This window comes from Planctomycetota bacterium (assembly GCA_033763975.1).
GTDB lineage: Bacteria > Planctomycetota > Phycisphaerae > Phycisphaerales > UBA1924 > RI-211.
The window spans coordinates 74,709-98,744 of record JANRJM010000003.1 but is presented as its reverse complement, the minus strand read 5'-3'; the positions used below and the strand labels follow the sequence as shown (position 1 = coordinate 98,744).

Below are 24,036 nucleotides of genomic sequence, written 5' to 3'. Positions count from 1 at the left end.
GACGTACCCTCGCCCGTGATCGACACGCACTGCCACCTGACGTTCCCGGATTTCGGCCCGGACCGCTTCCCGGGCGGGGTCGCGGGCGTGCTGCGCGACGCCGCCGCGGCGGGCGTGGACGGGTGCATCACGATCTCCACAACACACCCGGACGCGGTGGCGGCGCGGGCGATCGCCCGGTTGCACCCGAACGTCTGGTGCAGCGCGGGCGTGCACCCGCTGTACAGCGACGAAGGACCGCACGACTGGGGCGTGCTCCGCGAGGTTGCGCGCGACGAAAAGTGCGTGGCGTGGGGTGAACTCGGGCTCGACAACCATTACGAAACGCCGCCGCGCGACGTGCAGCGCCAGGTGCTGGAAGAGCAGCTCGCGTTCATCGCGCAGTGCCGTCGCGAGGGGATCGAGAAGCCGATCGTGCTGCACTGCCGCGAGGCGTTCGCGGATCTCATCCCGATGCTGCGTGCGAGCGGGCTGGACGCGACGAGGATGGTGTTTCACTGCTTCACGGGTTCGCCCGCGGACATGCGGCTGCTGCTCGACTTCGGCGCGAGCGTGAGTTTCACGGGCGTGCTGACGTACCGCAACGCGGGCGAGGTGCGCGAGGCGGCGGCGCTGGTGCCCGCGGGGCGGTTCATGGTCGAGACCGACGCGCCGTTCCTCAGCCCCGAGCCCCGCCGGACCGAGCGCCCGTGCCGCCCGTCGATGTGTGCGCTCACGGCCCGGCGCCTCGCGGAGGTGCGGGGCGTGTCGTTCGAGGCGCTGCACGAAGAGGTGAACGAGACGACCGCGCGGTTCTTCGGCGTCCGGGGCGCGTCCCGTGCGGGCTGGGCGGGGCACGCGTCGGGCGGGGAGGGCCGGGGCGCATGAGCACCACGCTGGCGGCGTACCTGCACGACCTCAGCCCGTTCGTCTTCCGCGTGGGATCCGGCTTCGGGCTGCGCTGGTACGGGCTGTCGTACGTCGCGGGGTTCGTGGTCGCGTGGCTGTGGATGCGCTGGATGGCCCGGCGGGGCATCACGCCCCTCTCGCCCGACCGCGTGACCGACGCGATGGTGTACCTCGTCGGCGGGGTGCTTGTGGGTGGGCGCCTGGGGTACGTGCTGTTCTACAGGCCCGATTTGCTCGCGGACTTCTCGGGGTCGTTCCCGTGGTGGGGCGTGCTGCGCCTCAACGAGGGCGGGATGGCGAGCCACGGCGGGATCGCGGGGGTCATCATCGCGTCGTTCCTCATCGCGCGCCCCGGGCGAGAGCCGGGCGGCGCGCCCACCCCCCGCGTGCCGGTGCTGCACGTGCTGGACTTGTTCGCGCTCGCGTGCACGCCCGGGCTGCTCTTCGGACGCCTGGCGAACTTCATCAACGGCGAACTGCTCGGCAAGGTCGTCGCGGGGCCCGGCGAGGCGGCCCCCTGGTGGAGCGTGCGCTACCCGCAGGAGGCGTACACGCCGCAGGCGCCCGACGGGCAGGAGGCGGCGCTGTCCGTGATGCTCGAGAAGTACCGCCTGCCGACGGAGCAGACCGACATCGAGACGTACGAGCGGATCGTGGGCGCGCTGCAATCCGGCGGCGTCCGCGCCCGCGAGATCGCCGCCGACCTCGCGCCGCTTCTCTCCGCGCGGCATCCCTCGCAGCTCTACCAGGGCGCGACGGAGGGCCTGCTGGCGGGGGCGGCGCTCTGGATGATCTGGCGACGCCCGCGCCTCCCGGGCGTGGTGGGGGCCTGGTTCCTCATCCTCTACGGCGTGGTGCGGGTGCTGACGGAGTTCATCCGCCTGCCGGATTCTCACCTCGCGGTGCAGCGCATCGCCGGGCTCTCGCGTGGGCAGTGGCTGTCGGTGGCGATGATCGTCGTGGGGGCTGTGGCGATCGCGATCATCCGTGCCCGGGGCGCCCCGGCGATGGGCGGCTGGGGGCGGGCGGGCCAGGCGGAACGGACCGGGCGGGCGGGCGCGAGAAATTCCGGGGAAGTGCGTCCCTGACGCGCGGTTTCCTACGCTCCCGGGATGTCGATTCTGGTGACAGGCGGGGCGGGGTACATCGGGTCGCACGCCGTGCAGCGGTTGCTGCGCGACGGGCGGACGGTGGTGTCGGTGGACAATCTCTTCCGCGGGCACGCCCGCGCGATGGAACTGCTGAAGGGGGCGCACCCGGGGCGCCTGACATTCGTCCGGGGCGACGTGACGGACGGCGCGTTCGTGCGGGGCCTGCTCGACGAGCACCGCGTGGACACGGTGATGCACTTCGCCGCGCTCGCGTACGTGGGCGAGTCGGTCGACAACCCGCTCGAGTACTACCACCACAACGTCACGGGGCTGGCCGGCGTGCTGCGCGCGTGCGAGCAGGCCCGCTCGCCCGTGACGCGCTTCGTGTTCTCCTCGTCGTGCTCGACGTACGGGCAGCCCGCGCCCGAGCGGATCCCCGTGCGTGAAGACTGCCCCCAGGCGCCCGTCTCGCCCTACGGACGCACGAAGCTCATCGGCGAGATGATGCTGCGCGACTTCGCCGAGCGCCCCGCCGCCCGCGACTGGTCGTGCGCGATGCTCCGCTACTTCAACGTCTGCGGGAGCGACCGCTCCGGGCTGCTGGGCGAGGACCACACGCCCGAGACGCACCTGGTGCCCGTCGTGCTGCAGGCGGCCCTGGGCCTGCGCCCGCACGTAGGGATCTTCGGCACCGACTACCCCACGCCCGACGGCACGTGCGTGCGCGACTACGTGCACGTCGAAGACCTGGTCGATGCGCACGTCCGCGTGCTCGACGCGATGCGCCCCGGAACGCTGCTCGCGTACAACGTCGGCATCGGACGGGGGTACTCGGTGCGCGAGATCATCGACGCCGCCCGGCGCGTCACGGGGCGCGACATCCGCGTCGTCGAGCAGGCGCGCCGCGCGGGCGACCCGCCGGTGGTGTTCAATGATCCCGCCCGCATCTCGCGCGAACTGGGCTGGACGCCGGGCGTCACGAGCCTCGACGAGATGATCGCCTCGGCGTGGCGCTGGATGCTGGCGCACCCCAAGGGGTACGCGTCATGACCGCCCGCGGGGTGCTCCCGATCTCGGCGCGTCCCGCGTCCGCCCGCCGCGCGCCTGCGAGTTCCGCGCGAGCGTGGGGCGTGCGAGCGGCGGTTGTGAGGGCGTGGGTCGTGTGCGCATGCGTGGCGATGACTGCGCTCGTCGCCCCGGGCGCGGCCCGGGCGCAGCCCGCCGAGCCGCACGAGTCGCTCCCCGCGATCGACATCTGGGGCGATTTCCCGAAGATCGACGCGACGGCGGCGTCGCCGGCGCTCGAGGGCGCCTGGCCCGCGCGCGAGGGCGTGCAGGGCACCGACGGGCTGATGGGCGTGATCGTGCCCGTCGAGGGGCTGATCCTGAAACCCGAGATCCGGCGAACGTGGAGCCCGGCGCGCGTGTCGCGCCTCGCCGACGACGCGGACGCGCGGGCGCTCTTCGGCGATCAACTGCCACCCGACACCGAGATCCGGTCCGAAGGACCCGGCGCGATGGTGCTCTCCGCGGAAGCGGTCGAGGCGGGCGCGATGGTGCCCCGCCGGCGCAAGCACGACGCGTCGCTCACCTTCCGGTTCGTGTCGGCGCAGCGCGACGACACTGGCGCGCTGTGGCTCGAGCGCACGTGGTTCGCGTACTACGAGCCCGCCGGCGCACCGCCCGGCGAGGACGCGGGGGCGCCGCAGGGCGGGCGCGTCCGCGGCGTGGTGCTGCTGATGCCCGGCATGTTCGGCACGCCCACCGGCCTGCTCGAACGCACGACCAACGACCTGCGCGCCCGCGGCTACGGCGTGCTGCGCATGCTCTGCCAGCCCTCTCGCTTCACGGAGAAGTTCGTCGCCGAGCTCGATCCCTCGCAGGACCTGGATGCGCGCGTGCGCGAGGTGGCGAACGCCTTCGACACGCGCGCCGCCGAGTGCGCCTACGCCGCCCAGGCGGCGCTCGCCCACGTGCACGCCCAGCGCCCCGGCGTGCGCGAGGCCCCGGTCGTCGCGATGGGGTTCAGCGCGGGCGCGATCACGCTGCCGGTGGTCGTGGCGAGAACCCCCGCGGCGTACGCCGGGGGCGTCGTGGTCGGCGGCGGGTGTCACTGGTGGCTCATGACCGAGCTCAGCAACTACCGCGAGATGATCGACGCGGTCGAGTTCCGCTGGGCGCCCGGCGCAATGCCGGCCGACCTGGCACGCGTGCGCGAGGGGTATCTCCGCGCGTCGCGCCTCGACTCGTTCCACGCGGCACCGGGCCTGCGCGGGCGCGCGTTCCTGTGCGTGCAGGGCGCGCGTGACCTCGCGGTGCCCTCGCCCCTGGGCGATGCGCTGTGGGAACGGCTGGGTCGCCCCGAGCGCGATCTGGTCGAGGGCGGGCACGAGGTGCTCTTTCTGGAACTGCCCAAGCGCCTGGAGCGCATCTACGACTGGATCGCGGAGCGCTGCCCCGCCCCGTGACGCAAGGACGCCAGCGTGCTGATCGTTGTGAGCCCCTATCACCTGTCGACGCGAGAAGCCCCGGCGATGGCCGCGATGCTGCTCGCGTCGACCGCGGTCACGCTCATGCCCGGGGCCATGCTGAACGGCGCGCCCGACGCGGTGCAGGAGGCGGCCCGCACGCGCGCGTACGCCGAGCTCGCCCGGTCGTGGTCGTGGACGACCTCGCTGTTCGACGCGGGCGTGCTGCGCCTGGGCCTGGACGACGCGAGCCCGCTGGACGATCTGCGGGGCGTGCACGAGAGCATCCGCGACGACGCGCGGTACGCCGCCCTGCGCGCGTTCGTGCGCGACGACGACTTCGCGTGCGAGCGCTCGCGCCTGGGCGCCATCTCGCGCGACATCCTGCGAGCGGGCCCGAACCCGGGGCTGTCGGTCCCGGTCGCCGCCGCGCTCGACCGGTTCGCGCTGCGGGCGGGGGCCTTCATCGCGCGGTCGCCGGCGGCGTCGGTGGCGCAGCGCCAGGAAGAGCGTCTGGCCCGTCCGCTGGGCACGGTCGCCCTCCCCGTGCTCGTGCAGGCGACGGGCGAGCGGGTGCTGCACGCGCGCGAGGTGCTCGCGGGTGCGCTCGAGCCGCTGCGCCGGCTGTTCGATTCGGCGCACGCCCGCGACGAGCAGCCCCTCGACGCGCGGGTGCTTTCCGAGGCTGCGTCGGGGTACGCCGCCTCGTTCGAGCGACTCCGCGGGGCCGTGCTGGAAGACGCCCGGGGCGACGACGTGCGCTGCATCGAGAGCGTCGCGGTGATCTCGCTGGTGCGCCTGCCGGCCGACGCGGCGCTGGCGTCGAGCGTGCGAGCGATGGCCGTGCTGGGGGGCGGGGCGTCGCCCGACGCGGACGAACCCGAGCGGGGCCCGTCGGCGCCGGGGCTGGTGCGCACACCCGCGGACCCCACGCGCGGGCGGCATGTGATCGCGCTCATCGTGAAAACGCTGGGCGCACGCGGGTAGCCGGGCGGGCCCGGGGGCGGCTGTACACTGCGCCCATGCCCAACCGACTCGCCCGCGAATCCAGCCCGTACCTCCTGCAGCACGCGCACAACCCGGTGGACTGGTGGGCGTGGGGCGAAGAGGCCTTCCTGGAGGCGCGTCGGCGCGACGTGCCGATCTTCCTGTCGATCGGCTACTCCACGTGCTACTGGTGCCACGTGATGGAGCGCGAGTCGTTCGAGGACGACGCGACCGCGCGCGACCTCAACGAGCACTTCGTGCCCATCAAGCTCGACCGCGAGGAGCGCCCCGACGTCGACGACATCTACATGGCCGCCACGCTCGTGCAGCGCGGGCACGGCGGGTGGCCGATGTCGGTGTTCCTGGAGCCCGCGTCGCTCCGCCCGTTCTACTGCGGGACGTACTTTCCCCGCGAGCCCGCGCACAACCTCCCGGAGTTCCGCGCCGTGCTCGCCGGCATGGCGCGCGCCTGGCGCGAGCAGCGCGACGCGGTCCTCGCCCAGGCCGAGGCGATGGCGGCGGCGGTGCGCGAGCACCTGGAAGGGCGCGAAGCCCGCGCCGACCTGGGCGACGCCCCCGTCACCGACGCGCTCTCGCACGTGCTCCGGCAGTTCGACCGTGCGCACGGCGGGTTCGGCCCCGCGCCCAAGTTCCCCCAGCCCGCCATCCTCGAGTTCCTCCTCGACGTGCGCGAGCGGGCGGCCGACGACGCGACCGGCGACGCGATCGACATCGCCGTGCGCACGACCCTCGACGCGATGATGCTCGGCGGGCTGCGCGACCACCTGGGGGGCGGGTTCCATCGCTACTGCGTCGATCAGTCGTGGACGGTCCCGCACTTCGAGAAGATGCTCTACGACAACGCGATGCTCGCGGGCGTGTTCGCGCGCGAGGCGCGCCGGTCCGGCGACGGGGAGTATGCCCGGGCCGCCCGCGAGGCGATCCGCTACGTGCGGACGCGTCTGACCGGCGCGCACGGCGGGTTCCTGTGCGCGCAGGACGCCGAGACCGACGGACGCGAAGGCGCGACGTACGTGTGGTCGCCCGGGCAGGTGCGGGCCGCCCTCTGCCCGCCCGAGGTCAACGCGATCGCCGAACTGCGCGACGTGGCGAACGCCGCCGCCGACTTTGCGGCCCGGGCGTACGGGCTCGACGGGCCGCCCAACTTCCGCGACCCGCACCACCCCGACGAGCCTTCGGCGTGGGTACCCCGCCTGCACGATCGCCCCGAGCGCCTCGCCGGGCGGTTCGAGATGTCGCCGACCGATTTCGTCGAGCGGCTCACGCGCGTCTCCGCGGCCCTGCTCGAAAGCCGCGACCGACGCCCGCAGCCCCGCACCGACGACAAGGTCATCGCCGCGTGGAACGGCATGATGATCCGTGCGCTCGCCACCGCCTCCGCGGACCTCGGCGAACCGGCGTTTCTGGCGGCCGCCGAGCGTGCGGCGGACTTCGTGCTGTCGCGCATGCGCGCGCCCGACGGGGGACTGCTCCGCTCACACCGGGCGAATGTCTCGAAGATCCCCGCGCTGCTCGAGGACTACGCCGCGATGATCGAGGGCCTGTGCGCCGTCGCGCGGGCGCACACGGGCGCGGAGCGTGCACGGCGCGTCGGGCAGGCGCTCGACCTGCTGGCGCACGCGAAGCGGGCGTTCTTTGACGACGCCACCGGGCTCATCCTCGACACGCGCTCCGCGGAGCGCGACCTCTTCGTGCGTACGTCCACCCTGCACGACGGGGCGCTCCCCAGCGGCTTTTCCACCATGGTCCACGCGCTGATCGACCTCGCCGACCTCACCGGCGATGACGCGCACGCCACACGTGCCGCGGTAGCGCTCGAGAGCGTGGGGGCACGTCTCGCCGCTTCGCCGCAGTCCTCGGTCAACGCCGTCCGGGCGCTGCTGCGCCTGCTGCTGCGGGCGGAGGGCCCGGCGCACGCCGAACGCCCCGCCAGCGTTGCCGAGGCGCGGTCCGCGCGCCCCGTCGAGTCGCAGCGCAAGACCACGCCCAGCCCGGGCGTGCCGGACGTGGTGAAGGTCTTCTCGCCGACGGATCGCGTGGAGATCGAGCCCGGCACGCCGGTGATCGTCGAGTTGCTGGTGCAGATCGCCGAGGGCTGGCACGTCGGGGCGGCGAACCCGGGCGCGACCCAGGCCGCGAGCGCCATGACCCCGTTCCGCGTCGATGTCACGGGCGCCCCGGACATCCGGTGCTTCGCGGACTACCCCGCGGGCGAGGACTTCGGGGAGGGCGACGCGCGCGTGCGCGTGTACGCGGGGTCGTTCCCGCTGCGGGTGGTGCTGGAGCGCTCGGGCGAGCGCCGGGGCGTGCCGCGGCTTGTGGTGACGTACCAGGCGTGCTCGGATCGGTCGTGCCTGGCGCCGGCGCAGGCGGGGCTGGACATCGAGATCGCGCGGGAGTGATCGGCGGGTGGCGCGAGTTCGGCGCCGCGTCAGTCGAGCAGGTCGTGGCGCCGCAGCGCGAGCCGTACCTGCGACGCGGTGTCGCCGAGGTGATCGACCAGCACGGTGCGCCATCCAAGCGCGGCGGCGGCGGCGACGTTCTCGGGCAGGTCGTCGAAGAACAGGATCTCCGGCCCGCGCGCACCCGTCTCGCGCTCGAACGCGCGGTAGATCGCCGGGTCGGGCTTGGCGAGCCCCAGCAGGTGGCTCGCGTGCCGGTGCCCGAGGACCGCCGCGGCCGGGAAGTAGGGGAGCGCCGCCCCCGCGGGCGCCGGCCCGACGCGCGCCCAGTGCGACGCGTTCGTGTTCGAGAGCACGCCCGTGCGCGCCCGATCGGCCCGCACCAGGTCGTGCAGCACGTCGGCGATCCCCTCGTACTCGGCGTAGATCCAGGCGTCGTGCAGCCGGCGCACCTCGTCGCGCGTGTAGAGCGCGTTGGTCGCGTCGGCGAGCGCCGAGAAGAACTCGTCGCAGCCCAGGCGCCCCACGTGATAGAGCGCGGTGAGTTCGCGCCGGCGGGCGACGAGCGCGGGGTCCTCGATCCCCGGACGCAGCTCGAGCCCGACCGCCGCGCACGCGTCGCGCCAGGCGCGGTGGTGCTTGACGATGACGCCCCCGAGGTCAAAGCAGACCATGCCGACGCGTCCGGGCGGGGTGCTCGCGCTTGTGCTGCTCGTGCTCATGCGCCCTCCTCGGCGTCGGCGTCGCGCTCTCGCGCGGGCTTCATCACCTCGCGCATCACGACGGTCGCGAACGAGCCACGGGGCAGCTCGAACGCGCAGCGCACGTACGCACCGTGCTCGTCGACGCCGCCTTCGACCTCCGGGTCGATCAGCGGCACGCGCAGCGGGCGGCGCTTGCCCTCCAGCGTCCCGCGCGCCCGCAGGTCGAACGCCGCCAGGTCGGCGGGCGTCACGCCCACGCGGGCCAGCGCGGCGCTCTCGGCCTCGCCGACGACGCCGGAGGCCAGGGGCATCGAGGCCCCCCACATCGGCCCCGACGGGCTGATCTCGAACGTCGCGAGGCGCTGGGCCGTTGCGGGGTCGGCCTGCGTGGGCTCGTCGACCGCGAACACCGCGCCGTTGATGTGCTTGAACGCGAGGTCGCCGGTGCGGAGCGTGCCCAGCGTGCCGTCGATGACGCGCGCGTCCAGCACGTCGTTGAAGACGGCGCTCTGGAACGCGCTCAGGTAGTAGCGGAGCACGGGCTCGTCGAGGCGCATGAAGGCGCGCTTCGCGTCCAGCCCCTGCGACAGCCCGTTGAGCACGATGAGCTCGGTCCGCGCGCCGGGCGGGTACTTCATCAGCGCCTCGCGGAACCGGCCCTCCGCGAAGAGGGCGCGCGCCTCGGTGTTCATCTCCGGGTGCTCGGCCGAGGCCCCCAGCAGTTCGCGGGCCGCGGCTTCGAAGTCGCCCTTCACGAGCTCGCGCCCCACGAGGTGGTTGTTCTCCAGCAGCCCGAACCGCTGCTCGCCGATGCGGTTGGGCACGCCCGTGGCCCGAAGCCGCTCCAGCACCGCACGGGCCGTCAGCACGCCCGTGGGCGGGACGCCCCGGATCTTGACCGAGAAGCGGTTGCCCTTGAGGTGCCCGGGGCGGAGCTTGTTCGCGTGCATGTCGGCCCAGAGCACCTGGACCGACTCGTGCTGCAGCATCGGGAACTCGTGGAATGTCTTCCCCGGCGTGTGCACCGACACCACCTGGCGCGTGATGGCCCGCTTGTCCTTGAGCCCCGCGTAGCCGACCGCGGCCCGGCGCACGCCGAAGTGACGCGCCACCACCTGCACCATCTCCATCGTCGACATGCCCCGCTTCTGCACCAGCAGGTAGATGTGCTCGCCCTCGCCCGACGGCTGGTACAGCGGGATTTCGTCGACCAGAAAATCCTCGGGACGCTCCTTCAGCACCCCGCCCAGGCCGGCCTGTTCCGGCGTGACATACGCGCGCGGCGCGGCGTGCGTGCCGGGGCGGGCCCCGCTCGCCCCCGTCGCCCCGCCCTCGGCGTCAGGACTCATCGCGGTTGGCCGCCTCGAGCACGTGCTCTTCCACGTAGATCGGCACCCCGCCCGCGATTCCCAGCGCGATCGCGTCGCTCGGACGCGAGTCGATGCGGCGCAGTTCGCCCGCGCTCGTCCGCACGTCCAGCGTCGCGAAGAACGTGTGGTCGGTCAGGTCGTTGATCGTGATCGACTCCAGCTTCGCGCCCAGCGCCTCCACCACGTTCGCCAGCAGGTCGTGCGTCTGCGGGCGCTTGATCTGGATGCCCTTGAGCCGTCGCTCGATCGCCTGCGCCTCGGGCAGGCCGATCACGATCGGGAACGCCCGCCCGCCCTCCATCTGCCCGCCCGGCTCCCCGCTCTCGGTCGGCGGGGCCACCTCGCGCAGCTCGATGATCTGGTAGTCGTTGAGCTCGCGGATCAGGATCCTGGCGAGTTCCATGCGCACGGCCATAACGGTCCCTCCGACCCAGACGGCCCGCCCCGAGACCCGATTCTACTCCGACTCCGCACGCGCCTTGCCGCGCGCCGCCGGAGCGCGCCGGGCGCCGGACTTGGTCTCGGCGATCGCCGGCGCGGGCACCCGCCTCCCCAGACGCTCCACCAGTTCGCGCGGAGCGCCGATGTCGCCCACAACTACTTCTCCCAGCAGGGATTGGGCGTCGAGCGTCAGGAACCCCTCCTTCAGGCCCACCAGCGACAGCGTCACGCTCGCCCGCACCGCTTCGCCCAGCACGCGCCCCGTATCGGCGTCCATGCCCGAAGGGCAGTCGACGCTCAGCACTGGCACGCCCCGGGTGGCCAGGGCGTTGATCGACCCGATCGCGTCGCGGGCCGCCCCGTCCGCCGCGCGGGTCAGCCCCGTGCCGAACAGGGCGTCGATCACCACGCCCGAGGCCCGCAGGTCGCGCCAGGCGCGCTCGGCGTCGGCGTCCGCCCGCGGCGCCAGCCCCATGCGGCCGACGATCTCGCGCTGCACGCCGGCGTCTCCGCGGAAGGCGTCGCCCAGGGGCGCGAGGATCTCGACGCGCACGCCCGCGTTGTGCAGGTGCCGGGCGGCGACCAGCCCGTCGCCGCCGTTGTTCCCCGGGCCGCACACGACGAGGGCGGCGGGGGAATCCTCGTCCCCGAGCCCGTCGAGGGCCGTCTCGGCCGCAAGCCGCCCGGCGTTCTCCATGAGCAGCAGCGTGGGGATGGCGTACTCGCGCGCGCAGGCGTCGTCGAGACGTCGGAGCGCATCGCGCGAGAAGACCAGCAGGTCGGTGGGTCGTGCGCGGGCCATGAGTCCCTTTCCCGGGCGCCTAGGGACGCCGACCGGCGCGGTAAGCCTCGAGCACCGCGCGGTACTCGTCCTTCTGGTCCGCGCGGGCGTGCTCGATCGCGCGCTCCTGCAACTCCACCGCCCGCGCGACCTCGCCCCGCTCGAAGCACACCCGCGCGAGCGTGTCGAGCACGTACGCCTCCCGCCCCTGCGCGGCCGTGTTCGCCTTCTCCGCCAGGATCAGCGCCGCGTCCAGGTCACGCGTCTCCAGGCGCTCGTCCGTCGCGATGCCCCAGGCCAGGTTGTTCAGCACGAGCGCGTTCCCCGCGATGGGGCCCTCGGCCAGGCGCAGCGCCCACGCCACCGCGTCGGCGTTCTTGTTCTCCATCAGCGCCAGTTCGAACACGTCCTGCACGCGGGCGACGCCGTCCTCTTGGCGAAGCGCGATCATCTCCTCGACCAGGCGCATCGCGTCCTTCCCGTCCTGGGCCTCCATCGCCCGGAACAGCCGGCGATCAACGCGGCGGATGGCATCGACCGTCTTCTGCTGGTCCTGGGCACGCTCCCTGGCCTTCAGCGCGTCGAACGTCCCCGCCACCACCTCCGACACGATCGTCGCCAGCGGCTCGGTCACGCTCAGCGGGTGCCCCATCCACGCGACGCGCCCCTTCGCGTCGATCACGAAGGCGCTGGGGATCGACCGGCGGTCGGCGCCGCGCATCCACGTCTGGGCCATCTCGCCCGCGGCCCCGTCGAACGCGACCGACCCGGGGATCAGCGCTCCCGGCTCCGCGCCGAGGTACGCGCGCAGGCGTTCGACGTACGCGTCGCCCGGCGCGGGTTTGGTGGTCTCCCAGACGCTGACGCCCACCAGCCGCACGCCCGCGCCCTGGAACTGCTCGTGCACCGCGCGCAGCGTGGGGATGGCCTCCTCGCTCGCCTTGCTCCACGTCGAGAAGAACCACACGACGTAGACGGTGCCCGGCTCGAACGCGCCCACCGGATCGCCCCGCAGCCACGACTCGACCTTGATCCGGGGGGGCACGTCGCCGAACGAGAACACACGCACCGCGCCCGTCTGCGGATCGATCGGCGGCGCCTCACTCTGCGGCACGGGCGGCGGCTGCACGGGGGGAACGGGCTGCACCGGGGCCGCCGGCGGCTCGCTCTGCGCGTGCGCTCCCAACGCCCCCGCGAGCGCCACGCAGCCCACCGCCAGCAGTCGGGACGTTCGATTCCGCGCCATGCGTCGCCTCCGGAGTGCGCCCGGGGCGTTCGTTCCGGGCACGCCTCATTGTTGCGCGCACGCGAGCGCGATGCGCCGGACGCCGCCGGCGGTCTCAGCGCGGGCGGATCGTGATGCTGCCGTTGGAGGTGTCGAGGCGCGACGGGTGCGTGCCCGCGCCGAACTTGAACGAGCCGCTGGACTTGCCGGACTTCACGACCTGCAGCGAGGGCCCGGCCACGGTGACGCCGCCGTTGGAGGTGTCGGCGTCGACGAGCGCGTCGAACGCCGTCCCGAACTCCAGCGTGATCGAGCCGTTGCTGGTATCGCAGTGCACCGGGCCCGCGACATCGTTCCGCAGCACCACCGTGATGCGCCCGTTCGAGGACTTGGCCCGCACCGTCCCGACATCGCGCAGATTCACGGAGCCGTTGCTTGTCGTGGCCGAGACCGGGCCGCTGTGGTCCGAGACGGTGATCGAGCCGTTCGATGTCGACAGCGTTGCCTGCCCGGCCGCGCCGGCGAGCGTGATCGAGCCGTTCCCGGTGTCGACGACGACGCCCGACGCGTCGGGCACGCGCAGGTCGATCGAGCACCCTTCGTTGGAGTGCCGGCGCCCTTCGGGCCACTGCACACGCACCGAGAGCGTGCCGTCGTCGGACCGCTCCACGCCCAGCATGGTGGCATCGAGGCGCGCCTGCGACAGGGCGCGGATCTCCGCGGTGATCTGCACCTCCTCGCCCGGCGCGACGGTGACCGTCACGCTCCCGTTCGAGGTGGCGATGTCGAGCCCCGAGCCCGGCACGTGCGGCGCCTGCGCGGTCTTCGTGCCACGGATCGTCGCGGGTGAGAACACCCCGCACCCGGGCGTGCCCGCGAGCAGCCCCGCGCCGCCTACCGCCAGCAGCCCCGCCATCCACACGCGCGCAAACGTCCGCATCGGCGATCTCCTCTGGTGTCCGGTCCCCGGGGGTCATTGGGCGGGCGGCCCGGCGACTTTCATCGGGCCCGGGTCCGCGCCCCCGGCGAGCAGCGCTTCCACCCGCTCGCGCGTCGGCAGCGACGGCAGCGCCCCGGCCTTCATGGTCGCGGCGGCCCCTGCCGCCGACGCGAACGCCACCGCCGCCTCGACCCGGCGCAGTTCCTCGGTCGATCGCGCCTCCGCCCGGCGGACGGCGCCCCACGCACCCGCCAACGCGCCGCAGAACGCATCGCCCGCGCCGGTCGCGTCCAGGCTCTTGACGTGCGGCGCGCCCAGCCGCCGCGGGCGACCCCGGTGCACCACGATGCTCCCGCCCGCGCCGAGCGTCAGGATCACCGTGGGCGCGCCGACTTCCGGCAGTCGCAACGCGATGCGCGCCGGGTCGATCGACGAATCCATGCCCACGACCCGCGCGCCCTCCGAGCGGTTCACCACCAGCACGTCCACCTCGCGCACCAGATCCGGCGGCAGCACCTTCGCCGGGGCGGCGTTCAAAATCACCGCCCGCCCCGCCTCGCGCGCCAGGTGGATCGCCCGACGCACCGCGACCAGCGGCACCTCCAACTGCGCCAGCAGCACGTCGCACCCGCGGATCTGCTCGCCCGCGCGGTCGATGTCCTCTTCCGACAGCCGCGCGTTCGCCCCCGGCGACACCACGATCGTGTTCTGCCCGCCCTCGGCCACCGTGATCATCGCCAGCCCGCTCGGCTCACCCGCGCGGACCGCCAGGCATCGCAGGTCCAGCCCCTCGCCCTCGAGCGACTGGCGGATCCGCTGCCCGTGCGAATCGTCGCCGATGCACGCGACCAGCGAGACGCCCGCCCCCAGACGGCGGGCCGCCACCGCCTGATTCGCACCCTTCCCGCCGGGAAACGTCCGGAACGCCGAACCCAGGATCGTCTCGCCCGGCGCGGGCAGCCGCGCGGTGCGCACCACCAGGTCCATGTTCGCGGATCCGACGACGCAGACCTGCATCGGCGGGGTCGGGTTGAACGCAGCGTCGTGCACCGGCGCGCAGTCTACCGCCGGTCGCCCCCGCCCGTGCGCCCGGCGCGGCCGTGCGAGCAGCGCCCGCTACGACAGGATCTCGAGCACCGTGAACGCCTTGGGCCCGCGCGGCAGCGTGACCCGCACCGTGTCGCCCACGCGCGTCTTGAGCAGCGCCTCGCCCAGCGGGCTGCTCGCGGTCACCTCGAAATAGTCCGCCGGCGGCGAGGCCGAGGACTCGCCCACGAGCTTGTACACGTCCTCGTCGCCCGAAGGTTCCTCGCGCAGGCGCACCAGCGACCCGAGGAACACGACGCCCTCGACCGCCTTGGCCATCTTCTCGTCCACCACCGAGACGTTCCGGAGTTTCTCTTCGAGGCGCCGGATCTCCGCCTCCTCCATGCCCTGCTGCTCGCGGGCGGCGTGGTAGTCGCCGTTCTCGCGCAGGTCCCCGTGCTCGCGCGCCTCGGCGATGCGCTTCGAAACCGCCGCGCGGTTCGCGACCAGCGTCGCCAGCCGGGTTTCGAGCACTTCCTTCTCAGCCTTCGTCACAAACTCCATGGCATTCTCCTGCCCCGGGCTCCGCCGTGCGAGCCCCGGGGCGTTCGGCGCGGCATTTAGGAATCTAGGCCGCGGCGGCGGGTCGGGCCAGTTGCGCCCCGCGCCGGGTGAATCCCGCAATCAGCCAGACGAGCGCCGCGACGACCGCCACCGCGCCGATCGTCCACCAGTGCACCGCGTCGACCCGCGCGGGCACGCCCGACCACGACTGGTCCCGAGTGATCTCCCACCCGCCTGTCACCGGCGATAGCATCCATCCCACCCGAGCGCCCGTGAGATTCCCCCCCGCGTTCCGCAAGACGTGCGCGCCCGCCGGGCCCACGCTCACGAGCGCGAGCACCGCCGCCACGAGCAGCGAGCGGCTGCGGACCGCGCCCGATCGCAGCGCGTCCAGGCAGAGCGCCAGCACCCCGCCCCACAGCAGCGCCCACGCCGTGAAATGCGCCGCCAGCGCCCCCGCGACGGACAGCGGCCACGCCGCCATCCAGGGCAGTGCCTGGGGCCACGCCAGGGCGTGCAGCGGCGCAGTGACGACGATGGTGTCCTGCCACGCCGCACGCACGGGCTGGCCGGGCGTCTCCTGGCTCAGGCGGAGCATCGGCCACAGCACGCCCACCCCGACCCCCGCGATCACAAGCAGCACCCGCGCCGACGCGCGGTAGACATCGGTCGCGATCAGGCCGAGCGACCCGCCCGCGCCCAGCGACACCACCGCCGCGCTGAACAGGAACACGATCCACAACGCCGCGAACGTCCTGGGTTCGCCCCGCCGGTGCGCCCATGGGTCGTGGCGCACGGGACGGACGTTGGACCGACGCCCCGGCGCGAAGTCGTCGTCCGCGGCGTACTGCTCGGGTGGGGCCGGCTCGGGTGGGGCCGGCTCGGGCGAATTCACCTCGGGCGCAGGCGGAATCGGCGCGCCCGACGCAGCGCCCCCCGACGTGTCGGCCTCCGGCGTGTCCATCGGCATCACGGTAGGGGCGCGATCGCGTCGGCCCCGGGCAGCGCGGGCATCGGCCCGCGTGGCGCGTCCCACGATCCGCGCTCGTGCCACAGCACGTACGCCCAGTTCACGCCCAGCAGGGCGAGCAGCGCCCACGTGACGCGCCGACGCACCGACTCGGGCACGGGCGGGTAGCGGCGTCCCAGCGTCGCCCGCCACGCGAGCCACAGCGGCGCCGCGATCAGGAAGCCCGTCATGAACGGGTTGAGCGCGATCGCGCCGGCAAAGTCAAACGAGGCCAGGTGCGCCACGGCCCGCGTCGAGCCGCACGTCGCGCACGGCATCCCCGTCGCCCGGCGGAAGAGACACAGCTGGATCGGCTCCCCGCCGCGACGACCGGCCTCGTACGCCATCGCCACAAACAGCAGCCACACCCCGGCGATCACCAGGAACGAGCGAACGCTGCCCTCACGCCGATGTGCGCCGGTCGTCGAACTCACGCGGCATTGTTGAACCGCGGGCGAAGATCCGCTCAGGGGCCGCCCGCGCCCACGGCCGCCGCTCCGCCAGCGACGACCATCATCAGCACCCAGATGCCCAGGATGACGAGGTTGAGGATCACCGACACCATGCCGAGGATCTTGCCGACCTGCGTGAGGCTGCGCCCGGCCGGGTCCATCTGACCGGCGTCGATCGCCTTCAGGTCTTCCTTGCCCCACATCCACGCGAGGATCCCGCAGATCACGCACACCACGAGCCCGAGGATGCCCATCACCAGCACCAGCGTGCCGCGGTGCGGGCGCATCATCGAGCCGGGGTTCATCGGCGGCGTACCGGACATCGGGGGCGGATACTGCGACATCGTGGCCTCCAGAGGTGTGTAACTCGTCCGAGACTATCAATCGGCACACGCCCCCGCAAACCTCCACACACATCCCGACCGACGGGTACGCTCCGGTGTGCCAGAGCCCACCACCTGGACCATCGAGCGATCGCCCCCGCGCCCCGCCGACGCCCACGCGCTCGTGCTCGACATCCTCCACGCCGTGCGCGACGCCGCCGACCCGGCCGTGGCCCTCGCCCGCCACTGGGTGACCCCCGCCCGTCCCACGCGCGTGCTCGCGATCGGCAAGGCGAGCGAACCCATGCTGCGCACGACGCTTGCGCTGCTCGCCGAGCCTCCCCGCGCGGCCTTGGCCGTCTGCCCGCTCGATCAACACCCGCACGTGGTGATTCCCGGCGCACGCGTCCTTCCCGGCGACCACCCGTACCCGACGCTGCGGAGCCTGGTCGCGGGCCTGGCGGTGCGCGAGTTCATCGACGACGCCGACGAGTCCGAGCAGGTCATCCTGCTGCTCTCGGGCGGCGCATCCTCGCTCGTCTGCCTGCCCGACGGCGCCCTCGAGGTCGCCGATGTCGCCGATGTCAACCGGCGTCTGCAGCTCGCGGGCGCGCCGATCGGCGACCTGAACACCGTGCGCAAGCACACCGAGCAGCTCAAGGGCGGGCGGCTTGCCGAGCGATGCCGCGCGTCCATCGAGGCCTACATCCTGTCCGACGTCATCGGCGACCGGCTCGACGTGATCGGGTCGGGCCCGGTCTCGCCAGACCCCACGACGTACGCCGACGCCATTCGCGTGCTCGAGCAGCGGGGCGTGTCGACGCACGCGCCGGCGGTCATGGCGCACCTGCACCGCGGGGCGGCGGGCGACATCCCCGAGACGCCCAAGCCCGGGCACGCGATCGTTTTCCGCGTCGGCGCCCGGATCATCGCGACGAACCGGACGGCCGTCGAGGCCGCCCGCGATCGTGCCGCGTCGCTGGGGTTCCACATCGCCGGGGTCCAGCACGCGCTCGAGGGCGAGGCGAGCGACGCGGGGCGCGCGCTGGCCGCCCGGGCGATCGCGCTCCGCGCCGCGGGCGCACCGACCCCGTGGGCGTGGATCGCCGGGGGCGAATGGACCGTCACCGTGCGCGAGGCGTCGGGCGTGGGCGGGCCCAGCCAGGAACTCGCGCTCGCCGCCGCGGGGGCGCTCGGCGCCGCTCCGGGCGCGGGCGTCACGCTGGGCGCGTTCTCGACCGACGGGCGAGACGGCCCGACCGACGCCGCGGGCGCGATCGTGGATTCCGACACGCCCGCCCGCGCCCGCGCACACGGGCTCGATCTCGCCGACGCCGTGGCGCGCCACGACACCCACCGCGCGCTCGACACGCTGGGCGGCGCGCTCCGCACCGGCCCGACGGGCACGAACGTCAACCACGTGGTCGTCATGCTGGGGTGGTGAGGCAGGCGCCGCGCGGGCCGTGCCCGCGAGACTCGGGCGGTACTGTTCCTTCCTCACGCCGGAGACGCCCATGTTCACCCGCGAGGACTCGCAGTTGATCGCCCGGTCGCTCGGGCACGCCGGCGCCCTGCTCGACGCCATCGACGCCCCGCGCGTGCTGCTCGTGCTCGACCGGGGCGTCGCCGACGCCACCGGCGCCGACGCCACGCTGCGGCGGAGCCTCGGCGGGCGAATCGTCGGCACCTTCACGGACTTCACGCCCAACCCGCGCTCCGACCAGGCGCTCGCCGCCGCCCGCGCCGCCATCGACCTCCGCGCCGACGCCCTCCTCGCGCTCGGGGGCGGCTCGTGCCTCGACGTCGCGAAAGTGGGGGCCCTGGGCGCCGGCATGCCCAACGAAGCCCCCGCCCTGGTGCGCGGCTCGCCCAACGCGCACGTCGCGCCCCGGCCCGTCGTCGCGATCCCCACCACCAGCGGCACGGGCAGCGAGGCCACCCACTTCGCCGCCATCTATGTCGACGGGCACAAGGTCTCCGTCGCGCACCCTGCCATGCGCCCCCGCGCGGTCGTGCTCGACGTGACGCTGCACATGGCCATGCCCGCGTCGATCGCCGCGGCGACCGGGCTCGACGCGCTCTGCCAGGCGGTCGAATCGCACTGGGCCTCGGGCGCCACCGACACTTCCCGCGCCCACGCCATGGACGCGCTCGCCCTCATCGCGCCCCACCTGGCGCCCAGCGTGCGCGGGCACGGCACAAAGGCGGCGCCCGTCGAGTCCACCGAGTTCCGGGCCCATCGCGAGGCGATGATGCTCGGCGCTCACCGCGCCGGGCGGGCGATCAACATCAGCAAGACCACCGCCTCGCACGCGCTGTCGTACGAGCTCACCACGCGATTCAACATCCCGCACGGGCTCGCCGTCGCTCTCACGCTCGGGCACGTCGCCGCGTTCAACGACCGCGTGTGCGACGCCGACTGCACGCACCCCGGGGGCCCGGAGGTGGCGCGGCGGTGCGTGCGCGAGGCATGCCGCACGCTCGAGGCGACGCCCGAAGAACTCGCCGCTCGCCTGCGCGATCTCTTGACCCAACTCGGGCAGCCGCCGACCCTCGCCGCCGCGGGCGTGCGGCGCGAGGCGCTCGCGCCGATGGCGGCCGCCGCCGACACGGTGCGCCTCTCGAACAACCCACGGCGCCTGACCGAGGCCGACGCGCTGTCCATCCTCACCGCCGCGTATTGACCGGGCCAGCCGGGCCGACCGGGCCGACCGGGCCGATTAGCCCTTTCCCGGCCAAAGAAAACGTTTACAATCAGCCTCCCCCCTCGCGCGCAGAACCACCCATGCACCACCTCCTCCGCCTCGCGGTCGTCCTGCTCCTCCTCGCCGCGGCGTTCGTCGCCCGCGCCGGCCCGCCCCGCGTCCTCGACGACTTCGAGGACCCCGCCCGGTGGACCGTCATTACCTCCGAGGGCGTCACGCTCCGCTTGCACCCCGACGAGGGCGCGCAAGGCCGCTGCCTCCGCCTCGACTACGAGTTCGTCACGGGCGCCGGGTACGGCCTCATCCAGCGTCCGCTCCCGATCGATCTGCCCGCCGACTACGAGTTCTCGTTCCGCGTGCGGGGCGTCGGGCCCTCCAACAACCTCGAGTTCAAACTGCTCGACCCCTCGGGCGACAGCGTCTGGTGGGTAAACCGCCGCGCGTTCGAGTGGCCCGCGGACTGGACCCGCATCGCGTATCGCACGCGCCACCTCGAGTTCGCGTGGGGGCCCTCCGCCGGCGCGCCGCTGACGCAGATGTCCAAGCTCGAGTTCGCCATCGCGAGCGCGTCGGGCGGCAAGGGCAGTGTGTGGCTCGACGAACTCACGTTCCGCGAGGTCCCGCCCGCCGGCCGGCCCACCGGGCCCCCCACGGCCCGGGCCTCCTCGCAGGCGTCGCCGAACGCATCGGCCGCGATGGCGATCGACGCCGACCCGCGCACGTCGTGGCGTTCCGCCGCGGGCGACGCCGACGAGACGCTCACGCTCCGCCTGGGCGCCACCACCGAGTTCAGCGCCGTGCAGATCGACTGGGACGACGACGCCCGCCCGAAGCGCGTCGGCGTCGAGACCTCCGACGACGGCGAAACCTGGTCCGTCCTCGCCGCGGAATCGGGCGTTCGCTCCGCACGCACGCTGCTCGTCGCGCCCGACTCGGCCGCGGCGTTCGTCCGCCTCACCATGCGCGGGCGCACCGGCGCGTCCCACGTCGGCGTGCGCGAGATCGTCCTGCGCGACCAGACGTTCGCACCAAACCCCAACGCCATGTTCGCCGCCCTCGCCGGCGAGGCCCCGCGCGGTCGCTACCCCCGCGCGTGCCTGAACGAGCAGGTCTACTGGACCGTCATCGGCGCGCCCGAGCACGGCGCCGAAGCGCTCGTCAGCGAAGACGGCTCGATCGAGCTCGGCAAGCGAGGCGTCAGCCTCGAGCCGTTCATCGCCGTCGGCGAATCCCTCCTCACGTGGGCCGACGCCCGCACGGAGCAGCGACTCGCCGACGACGCCCTGCCCATCCCGACCGTCGTCCGCCGGCACGACGGGCTCGACCTCAGCGTGACGGCGTTCGTCGACGGCGCGGGCGATGCCGCCACCACCGTCGCGCTCTACGCCGTCACAAACACGAGCGACGCGCCGATCGCCGGGCGGCTCCATGTCGCGCTGCGTCCGTTCCAGGTCAATCCGCCCTGGCAGCGCCTGAACTTCGAGGGCGGCTTCTCGCCCATCCGCACCATCCGCGCCGACGCCCGGTCGATCACGGTGAACGACGCCACGACCGTGACCGCGCTGACGCGCCCCGACCGGCTCAGTGCGGTCGCGTTCGGCTCGAGCGACATCGTCGCCGATCTGGCTTCGGGCGACTACCCGTCCGCGCCCACCGCGGCCGACGCCGGCGGCCTCGCCTCGGGCGTCATGACGTTCGACTTCGAACTCGCCCCCGGCGGCACGCGCGAGGTCGTCCTCGTCTGCCCGCTGGTGCCCGGCGCCGCCCCCCCGACCGCCGATCGCGTCGACGCCCCCGCGTGGGCCCGATCCCGGCTCGCCGCCGTGGCCGACGCGTGGCGCACGCGCGTCTCGACGGTGCAACTCACCCTGCCCGAGCCCGACGCCTGGGTCGACCGCGCGCTCCGTAGCCAGCTCGCGTACATCCTCATCAACCGCGACGGCCCGGCCATCCAGCCCGGATCGCGCTCCTACGAACGCTCGTGGGCGCGCGACGGCTCGCTCACCTCCGCCGCCCTGCTCTCCTGCGGCGTGCGCGACGAGGTCCGCACCTGGATCGACTGGTACGCCTCGCACCAGTTCGAGAGCGGCAAGATCCCGTGCGTGGTGGATGCGCGCGGGCCCGACCCCGTGCCCGAGCACGACAGCCACGGCGAGTACATCTGGGCCGTCGCGCACTACTACCGATACACCCGCGACACCGAGTTCCTCGCGGCCCACTGGCCCCGCGTGCAGAAGGCCGCCGCGTACATCGGGTCGCTGCGTGCGCAGCGCATGACCCCCGAGTACCAGCAGGGCGAGAAGCGCCGCTTCTACGGGCTCGTGCCCGAGTCCATCAGCCACGAGGGGTACTCGGCCAAGCCCATGCACTCGCACTGGGACAACTTCTTCTGCGTGCTGGGGCTGCGCGAGGCGTCGTTCATTGCGCGCGAGATGGGCGACGGGCCGGCCGAGGCGGCGCTGGCCGCGCAGGCCGCCGACATGCGCCGGTGCCTCTACGACTCCATCCGCCTGACGACGCGCGAGAAGAACCTCACGTACATCCCCGGCTGCGTCGAGCTCTACGACTTTGATTCCACGTCCACCACGATCGCGCTCTTCCCCTGCGACGACGGCGCCCACGCGCCGCAAGACCTCCTGCGGGGCACGTTCGACAAGTACTGGGACTTCTTCACCGCCCGCGCCGCGCCCGGCGCGACATGGGATGCCTATACGCCCTACGAACTCCGCCACGTCGGCACGTACGTGCGCCTGGGGCAGCCCGAGCGCGCGATCGCCGCCCTGCGCTGGTTCCACGGGCACATGCGGCCCGCGGGCTGGAACCACTGGGCCGAGGTCGTCTTCCGCGAGGCGCGCACGCCCAAGTTCATCGGCGACATGCCGCACACCTGGGTGGGGTCAGACTTCGTCAACGCGGTGCTCTCGATCTTCGTGCACGAGCAGGACGACGCGTGCGTCGTCTTCGGGGGCGTCATCGCCGAGTGGCTCGGCGCGCCCGGCGGCGTGGCGTTCCGGAACATCACGCTGCCCGGCGGCACGCTCTCGGGCTCGATGCGCCGCGACGCCGCGCGCGTGATCGTCACGCTCGAGGGCGACGCCACGATCCCGCCGGGCGGGTTCATCGTGCGTCGCCCGCCCGGCGCCCTGGGAAATGACGCCACCGTGCGGAGCCTGCCCGCGACGGTGATGTTCGACGTCGCGCCCTGAAATCGCGTCCCGCCCGCCGTACGCTCGCCCTTCCCGCCCAGCGGGGAACGCGCAAGGAGAGTGCCTCGATGTCGTTTCCGCCGGATTTCGTGTGGGGTGTCGCCGCATCCGCCTATCAGATCGAGGGCGCCGTCGCCGCCGACGGGCGGGGGAAGTCCATCTGGGACACCTTCTGCCGCACGCCGGGCGCCGTCTTTCAGGGGCACACGGGCGACGTCGCCTGCGACCACTACAACCGCGTCGAGGAAGACGTCCGCCTCATCCGCGACATCGGCGCCCGCGCGTACCGCTTCAGCATCGCCTGGCCACGCGTCATGCCCGACGGCGTCGGCCCGGTGAACGCCAAGGGCCTCGCGTTCTACGACCGCCTGGTCGACACGCTGCTCGCCGCCGGGATCACGCCGTACGTCACGCTCTTCCATTGGGACTACCCCGAAGCGCTCTACCACCGGGGCGGGTGGCTGAATCGCGACAGCGCCGCCTGGTTCGCCGACTACACGCATGCCGTGGTGCACGCGCTGTCCGACCGCGTCGCGCACTGGATGACGCTCAACGAGCCGCAGGTCTTCCTGAAGTTCGGTCACGCCGACGGCACGAACGCGCCCGGGCTCAAGCTGCCCCTGTCCGAGCAACTCCTCGCCACGCACCACGTGCTCCTGGCGCACGGGCGCGGGATGCAGGCGCTCCGCGCCGCCGCCCGCCAGCCCCTGAAGGCCGGCTGGGCCTGCGTCTGCGTCGTGAAGTACCCGCAGTCGCCCGCGGACATCGACGCCGCCCGCGCGGGCACCTGCGGCGTGCTCGAGCCCCACCTCTGGAACAACACCTGGTACAACGACCCGGCCTTCACCGGCGAATACCCCGCCGACGGGCTCCGCCTGTTCGGCGCCGCCATGCCCAAGGTCGACCCCGCCGACATGGCGATCATCCGCCAGCCGATGGACTTCCTCGGCATCAACATCTACGAGGGCCAGCCCGTCCGCGCCGCCGCCCCGAGCGCCGGCGGCCCGCCCGGTGCGCCCGTCGCGTGCGTCCGCCCGCCCGGGTTCCCCACGACCGCGTTCCACTGGCCCGTCGAGCCCGAGAGCCTCTACTGGGGACCGCGTTTCATGCACGAGCGGTACAACGTGCCCATCTACATCACCGAGAACGGCCTGTCGAACAACGACTGGGTCTCGCTCGACGGCCAGGTCCACGACCCCCAGCGCATCGACTTCACCCGGCGATACCTGCTCGCCCTCCGCCGCGCCCGCGCCGACGGCGTCGACGTCCGGGGCTATTTCCACTGGTCGCTCATGGACAACTTCGAGTGGTCCGCCGGCTACCGCGAGCGCTTCGGGCTCGTGCACGTCGACTACGCCACCCAGACGCGCACGCCCAAGGATTCCGCCCGCTGGTACCGCTCGGTCATCGAGCGCAACGCCGAGAATCTCTAG

The 24,036-nt window shown here is 73.3% G+C and carries 21 protein-coding genes; 10 read left to right on the top strand and 11 right to left on the bottom strand.

Translation table 11 applies throughout. The annotated features are described in order from the left end of the window. The first annotated feature begins 15 nt into the window (after window positions 1-15). The 6 genes from SFY69_02765 (at window position 16) to SFY69_02740 (ending at window position 7,857) form a co-directional block, all read left to right on the top strand. The gene (locus SFY69_02765) at window positions 16-867 is read left to right on the top strand and encodes a TatD family hydrolase (GenBank protein MDX2130958.1); all 852 of its coding nucleotides are present in this window, start codon (window positions 16-18) and stop codon (window positions 865-867) included. After that, the gene (gene lgt, locus SFY69_02760; protein ID MDX2130957.1) at window positions 864-1,976 is read left to right on the top strand and encodes a prolipoprotein diacylglyceryl transferase; all 1,113 of its coding nucleotides are present in this window, start codon (window positions 864-866) and stop codon (window positions 1,974-1,976) included. The genes SFY69_02765 and lgt overlap by 4 nt, the downstream gene beginning before the upstream one ends. Window positions 1,977-2,000: 24 nt before the next feature. Continuing rightward, window positions 2,001-3,029 (top strand): UDP-glucose 4-epimerase GalE, encoded by a 1,029-nt coding sequence (galE, locus tag SFY69_02755; protein ID MDX2130956.1) that lies wholly within the window; start codon window positions 2,001-2,003, stop codon window positions 3,027-3,029. A 122-nt stretch (window positions 3,030-3,151) separates the two neighbouring features. Further along, the gene (locus tag SFY69_02750; protein ID MDX2130955.1) at window positions 3,152-4,447 is read left to right on the top strand and encodes a hypothetical protein; all 1,296 of its coding nucleotides are present in this window, start codon (window positions 3,152-3,154) and stop codon (window positions 4,445-4,447) included. 15 nt (window positions 4,448-4,462) lie between these two features. Next, window positions 4,463-5,434: a hypothetical protein gene (locus SFY69_02745; GenBank protein ID MDX2130954.1), complete on the top strand. Its 972-nt coding sequence runs from the start codon at window positions 4,463-4,465 to the stop codon at window positions 5,432-5,434. Window positions 5,435-5,469: 35 nt separating this feature from the next. Beyond that, complete coding sequence (locus tag SFY69_02740; GenBank protein ID MDX2130953.1) at window positions 5,470-7,857, top strand: DUF255 domain-containing protein; 2,388 nt, start codon at window positions 5,470-5,472, stop codon at window positions 7,855-7,857. A gap of 29 nt (window positions 7,858-7,886) precedes the next feature. Here SFY69_02740 and SFY69_02735 read toward each other — a convergent pair whose 3' ends face one another. The 11 genes from SFY69_02735 to SFY69_02685 form a co-directional block, all read right to left on the bottom strand. Beyond that, window positions 7,887-8,579: an HAD-IA family hydrolase gene (locus SFY69_02735; GenBank protein ID MDX2130952.1), complete on the bottom strand. Its 693-nt coding sequence runs from the start codon at window positions 8,577-8,579 to the stop codon at window positions 7,887-7,889. After that, a complete protein-coding gene (gene truD / locus SFY69_02730) occupies window positions 8,576-9,910 on the bottom strand; it encodes a tRNA pseudouridine(13) synthase TruD (GenBank protein ID MDX2130951.1) in 1,335 nt (444 codons plus the stop codon). Before truD ends, SFY69_02735 begins: the two co-directional genes overlap by 4 nt. Further along, window positions 9,900-10,346 (bottom strand): bifunctional nuclease family protein, encoded by a 447-nt coding sequence (locus SFY69_02725; GenBank protein MDX2130950.1) that lies wholly within the window; start codon window positions 10,344-10,346, stop codon window positions 9,900-9,902. Before SFY69_02725 ends, truD begins: the two co-directional genes overlap by 11 nt. Window positions 10,347-10,388: 42 nt before the next feature. Continuing rightward, window positions 10,389-11,174: an NAD(P)H-hydrate epimerase gene (locus tag SFY69_02720; protein MDX2130949.1), complete on the bottom strand. Its 786-nt coding sequence runs from the start codon at window positions 11,172-11,174 to the stop codon at window positions 10,389-10,391. A gap of 19 nt (window positions 11,175-11,193) precedes the next feature. Next, window positions 11,194-12,399, bottom strand: a complete 1,206-nt coding sequence (locus tag SFY69_02715) for a redoxin domain-containing protein (GenBank protein MDX2130948.1) — start codon at window positions 12,397-12,399, stop codon at window positions 11,194-11,196. Window positions 12,400-12,493: 94 nt separating this feature from the next. Beyond that, window positions 12,494-13,318: a DUF4097 family beta strand repeat-containing protein gene (locus SFY69_02710; protein MDX2130947.1), complete on the bottom strand. Its 825-nt coding sequence runs from the start codon at window positions 13,316-13,318 to the stop codon at window positions 12,494-12,496. Window positions 13,319-13,351: 33 nt separating this feature from the next. Beyond that, window positions 13,352-14,368: a ribokinase gene (locus SFY69_02705; protein ID MDX2130946.1), complete on the bottom strand. Its 1,017-nt coding sequence runs from the start codon at window positions 14,366-14,368 to the stop codon at window positions 13,352-13,354. A 66-nt stretch (window positions 14,369-14,434) separates the two neighbouring features. After that, on the bottom strand, window positions 14,435-14,908 hold the full coding sequence (greA, locus tag SFY69_02700) for a transcription elongation factor GreA (protein ID MDX2130945.1): 474 nt from the start codon (window positions 14,906-14,908) through the stop codon (window positions 14,435-14,437). Window positions 14,909-14,972: 64 nt separating this feature from the next. Beyond that, entirely contained in the window at window positions 14,973-15,872 is a 900-nt protein-coding gene (locus tag SFY69_02695) for a hypothetical protein (GenBank protein MDX2130944.1), read from the bottom strand. A gap of 5 nt (window positions 15,873-15,877) precedes the next feature. Then, complete coding sequence (locus SFY69_02690; protein MDX2130943.1) at window positions 15,878-16,351, bottom strand: DUF2752 domain-containing protein; 474 nt, start codon at window positions 16,349-16,351, stop codon at window positions 15,878-15,880. A gap of 32 nt (window positions 16,352-16,383) precedes the next feature. Further along, window positions 16,384-16,713: a DUF4190 domain-containing protein gene (locus tag SFY69_02685; GenBank protein ID MDX2130942.1), complete on the bottom strand. Its 330-nt coding sequence runs from the start codon at window positions 16,711-16,713 to the stop codon at window positions 16,384-16,386. Window positions 16,714-16,810: 97 nt separating this feature from the next. Here SFY69_02685 and SFY69_02680 point away from each other — a divergent pair, with 97 nt between their 5' ends. The 4 genes from SFY69_02680 to SFY69_02665 all read left to right on the top strand — a co-directional run bounded on the left by SFY69_02680 (window position 16,811) and on the right by SFY69_02665 (window position 24,036). Next, the gene (locus SFY69_02680; protein ID MDX2130941.1) at window positions 16,811-18,136 is read left to right on the top strand and encodes a DUF4147 domain-containing protein; all 1,326 of its coding nucleotides are present in this window, start codon (window positions 16,811-16,813) and stop codon (window positions 18,134-18,136) included. A 70-nt stretch (window positions 18,137-18,206) separates the two neighbouring features. Continuing rightward, window positions 18,207-19,376 (top strand): phosphonoacetaldehyde reductase, encoded by a 1,170-nt coding sequence (locus SFY69_02675; protein MDX2130940.1) that lies wholly within the window; start codon window positions 18,207-18,209, stop codon window positions 19,374-19,376. A gap of 101 nt (window positions 19,377-19,477) precedes the next feature. Beyond that, window positions 19,478-22,603 (top strand): discoidin domain-containing protein, encoded by a 3,126-nt coding sequence (locus SFY69_02670; protein ID MDX2130939.1) that lies wholly within the window; start codon window positions 19,478-19,480, stop codon window positions 22,601-22,603. Between the two features lie 68 nt (window positions 22,604-22,671). Beyond that, window positions 22,672-24,036, top strand: coding sequence for a GH1 family beta-glucosidase (locus SFY69_02665; protein MDX2130938.1), 1,365 nt, complete (start codon window positions 22,672-22,674; stop codon window positions 24,034-24,036).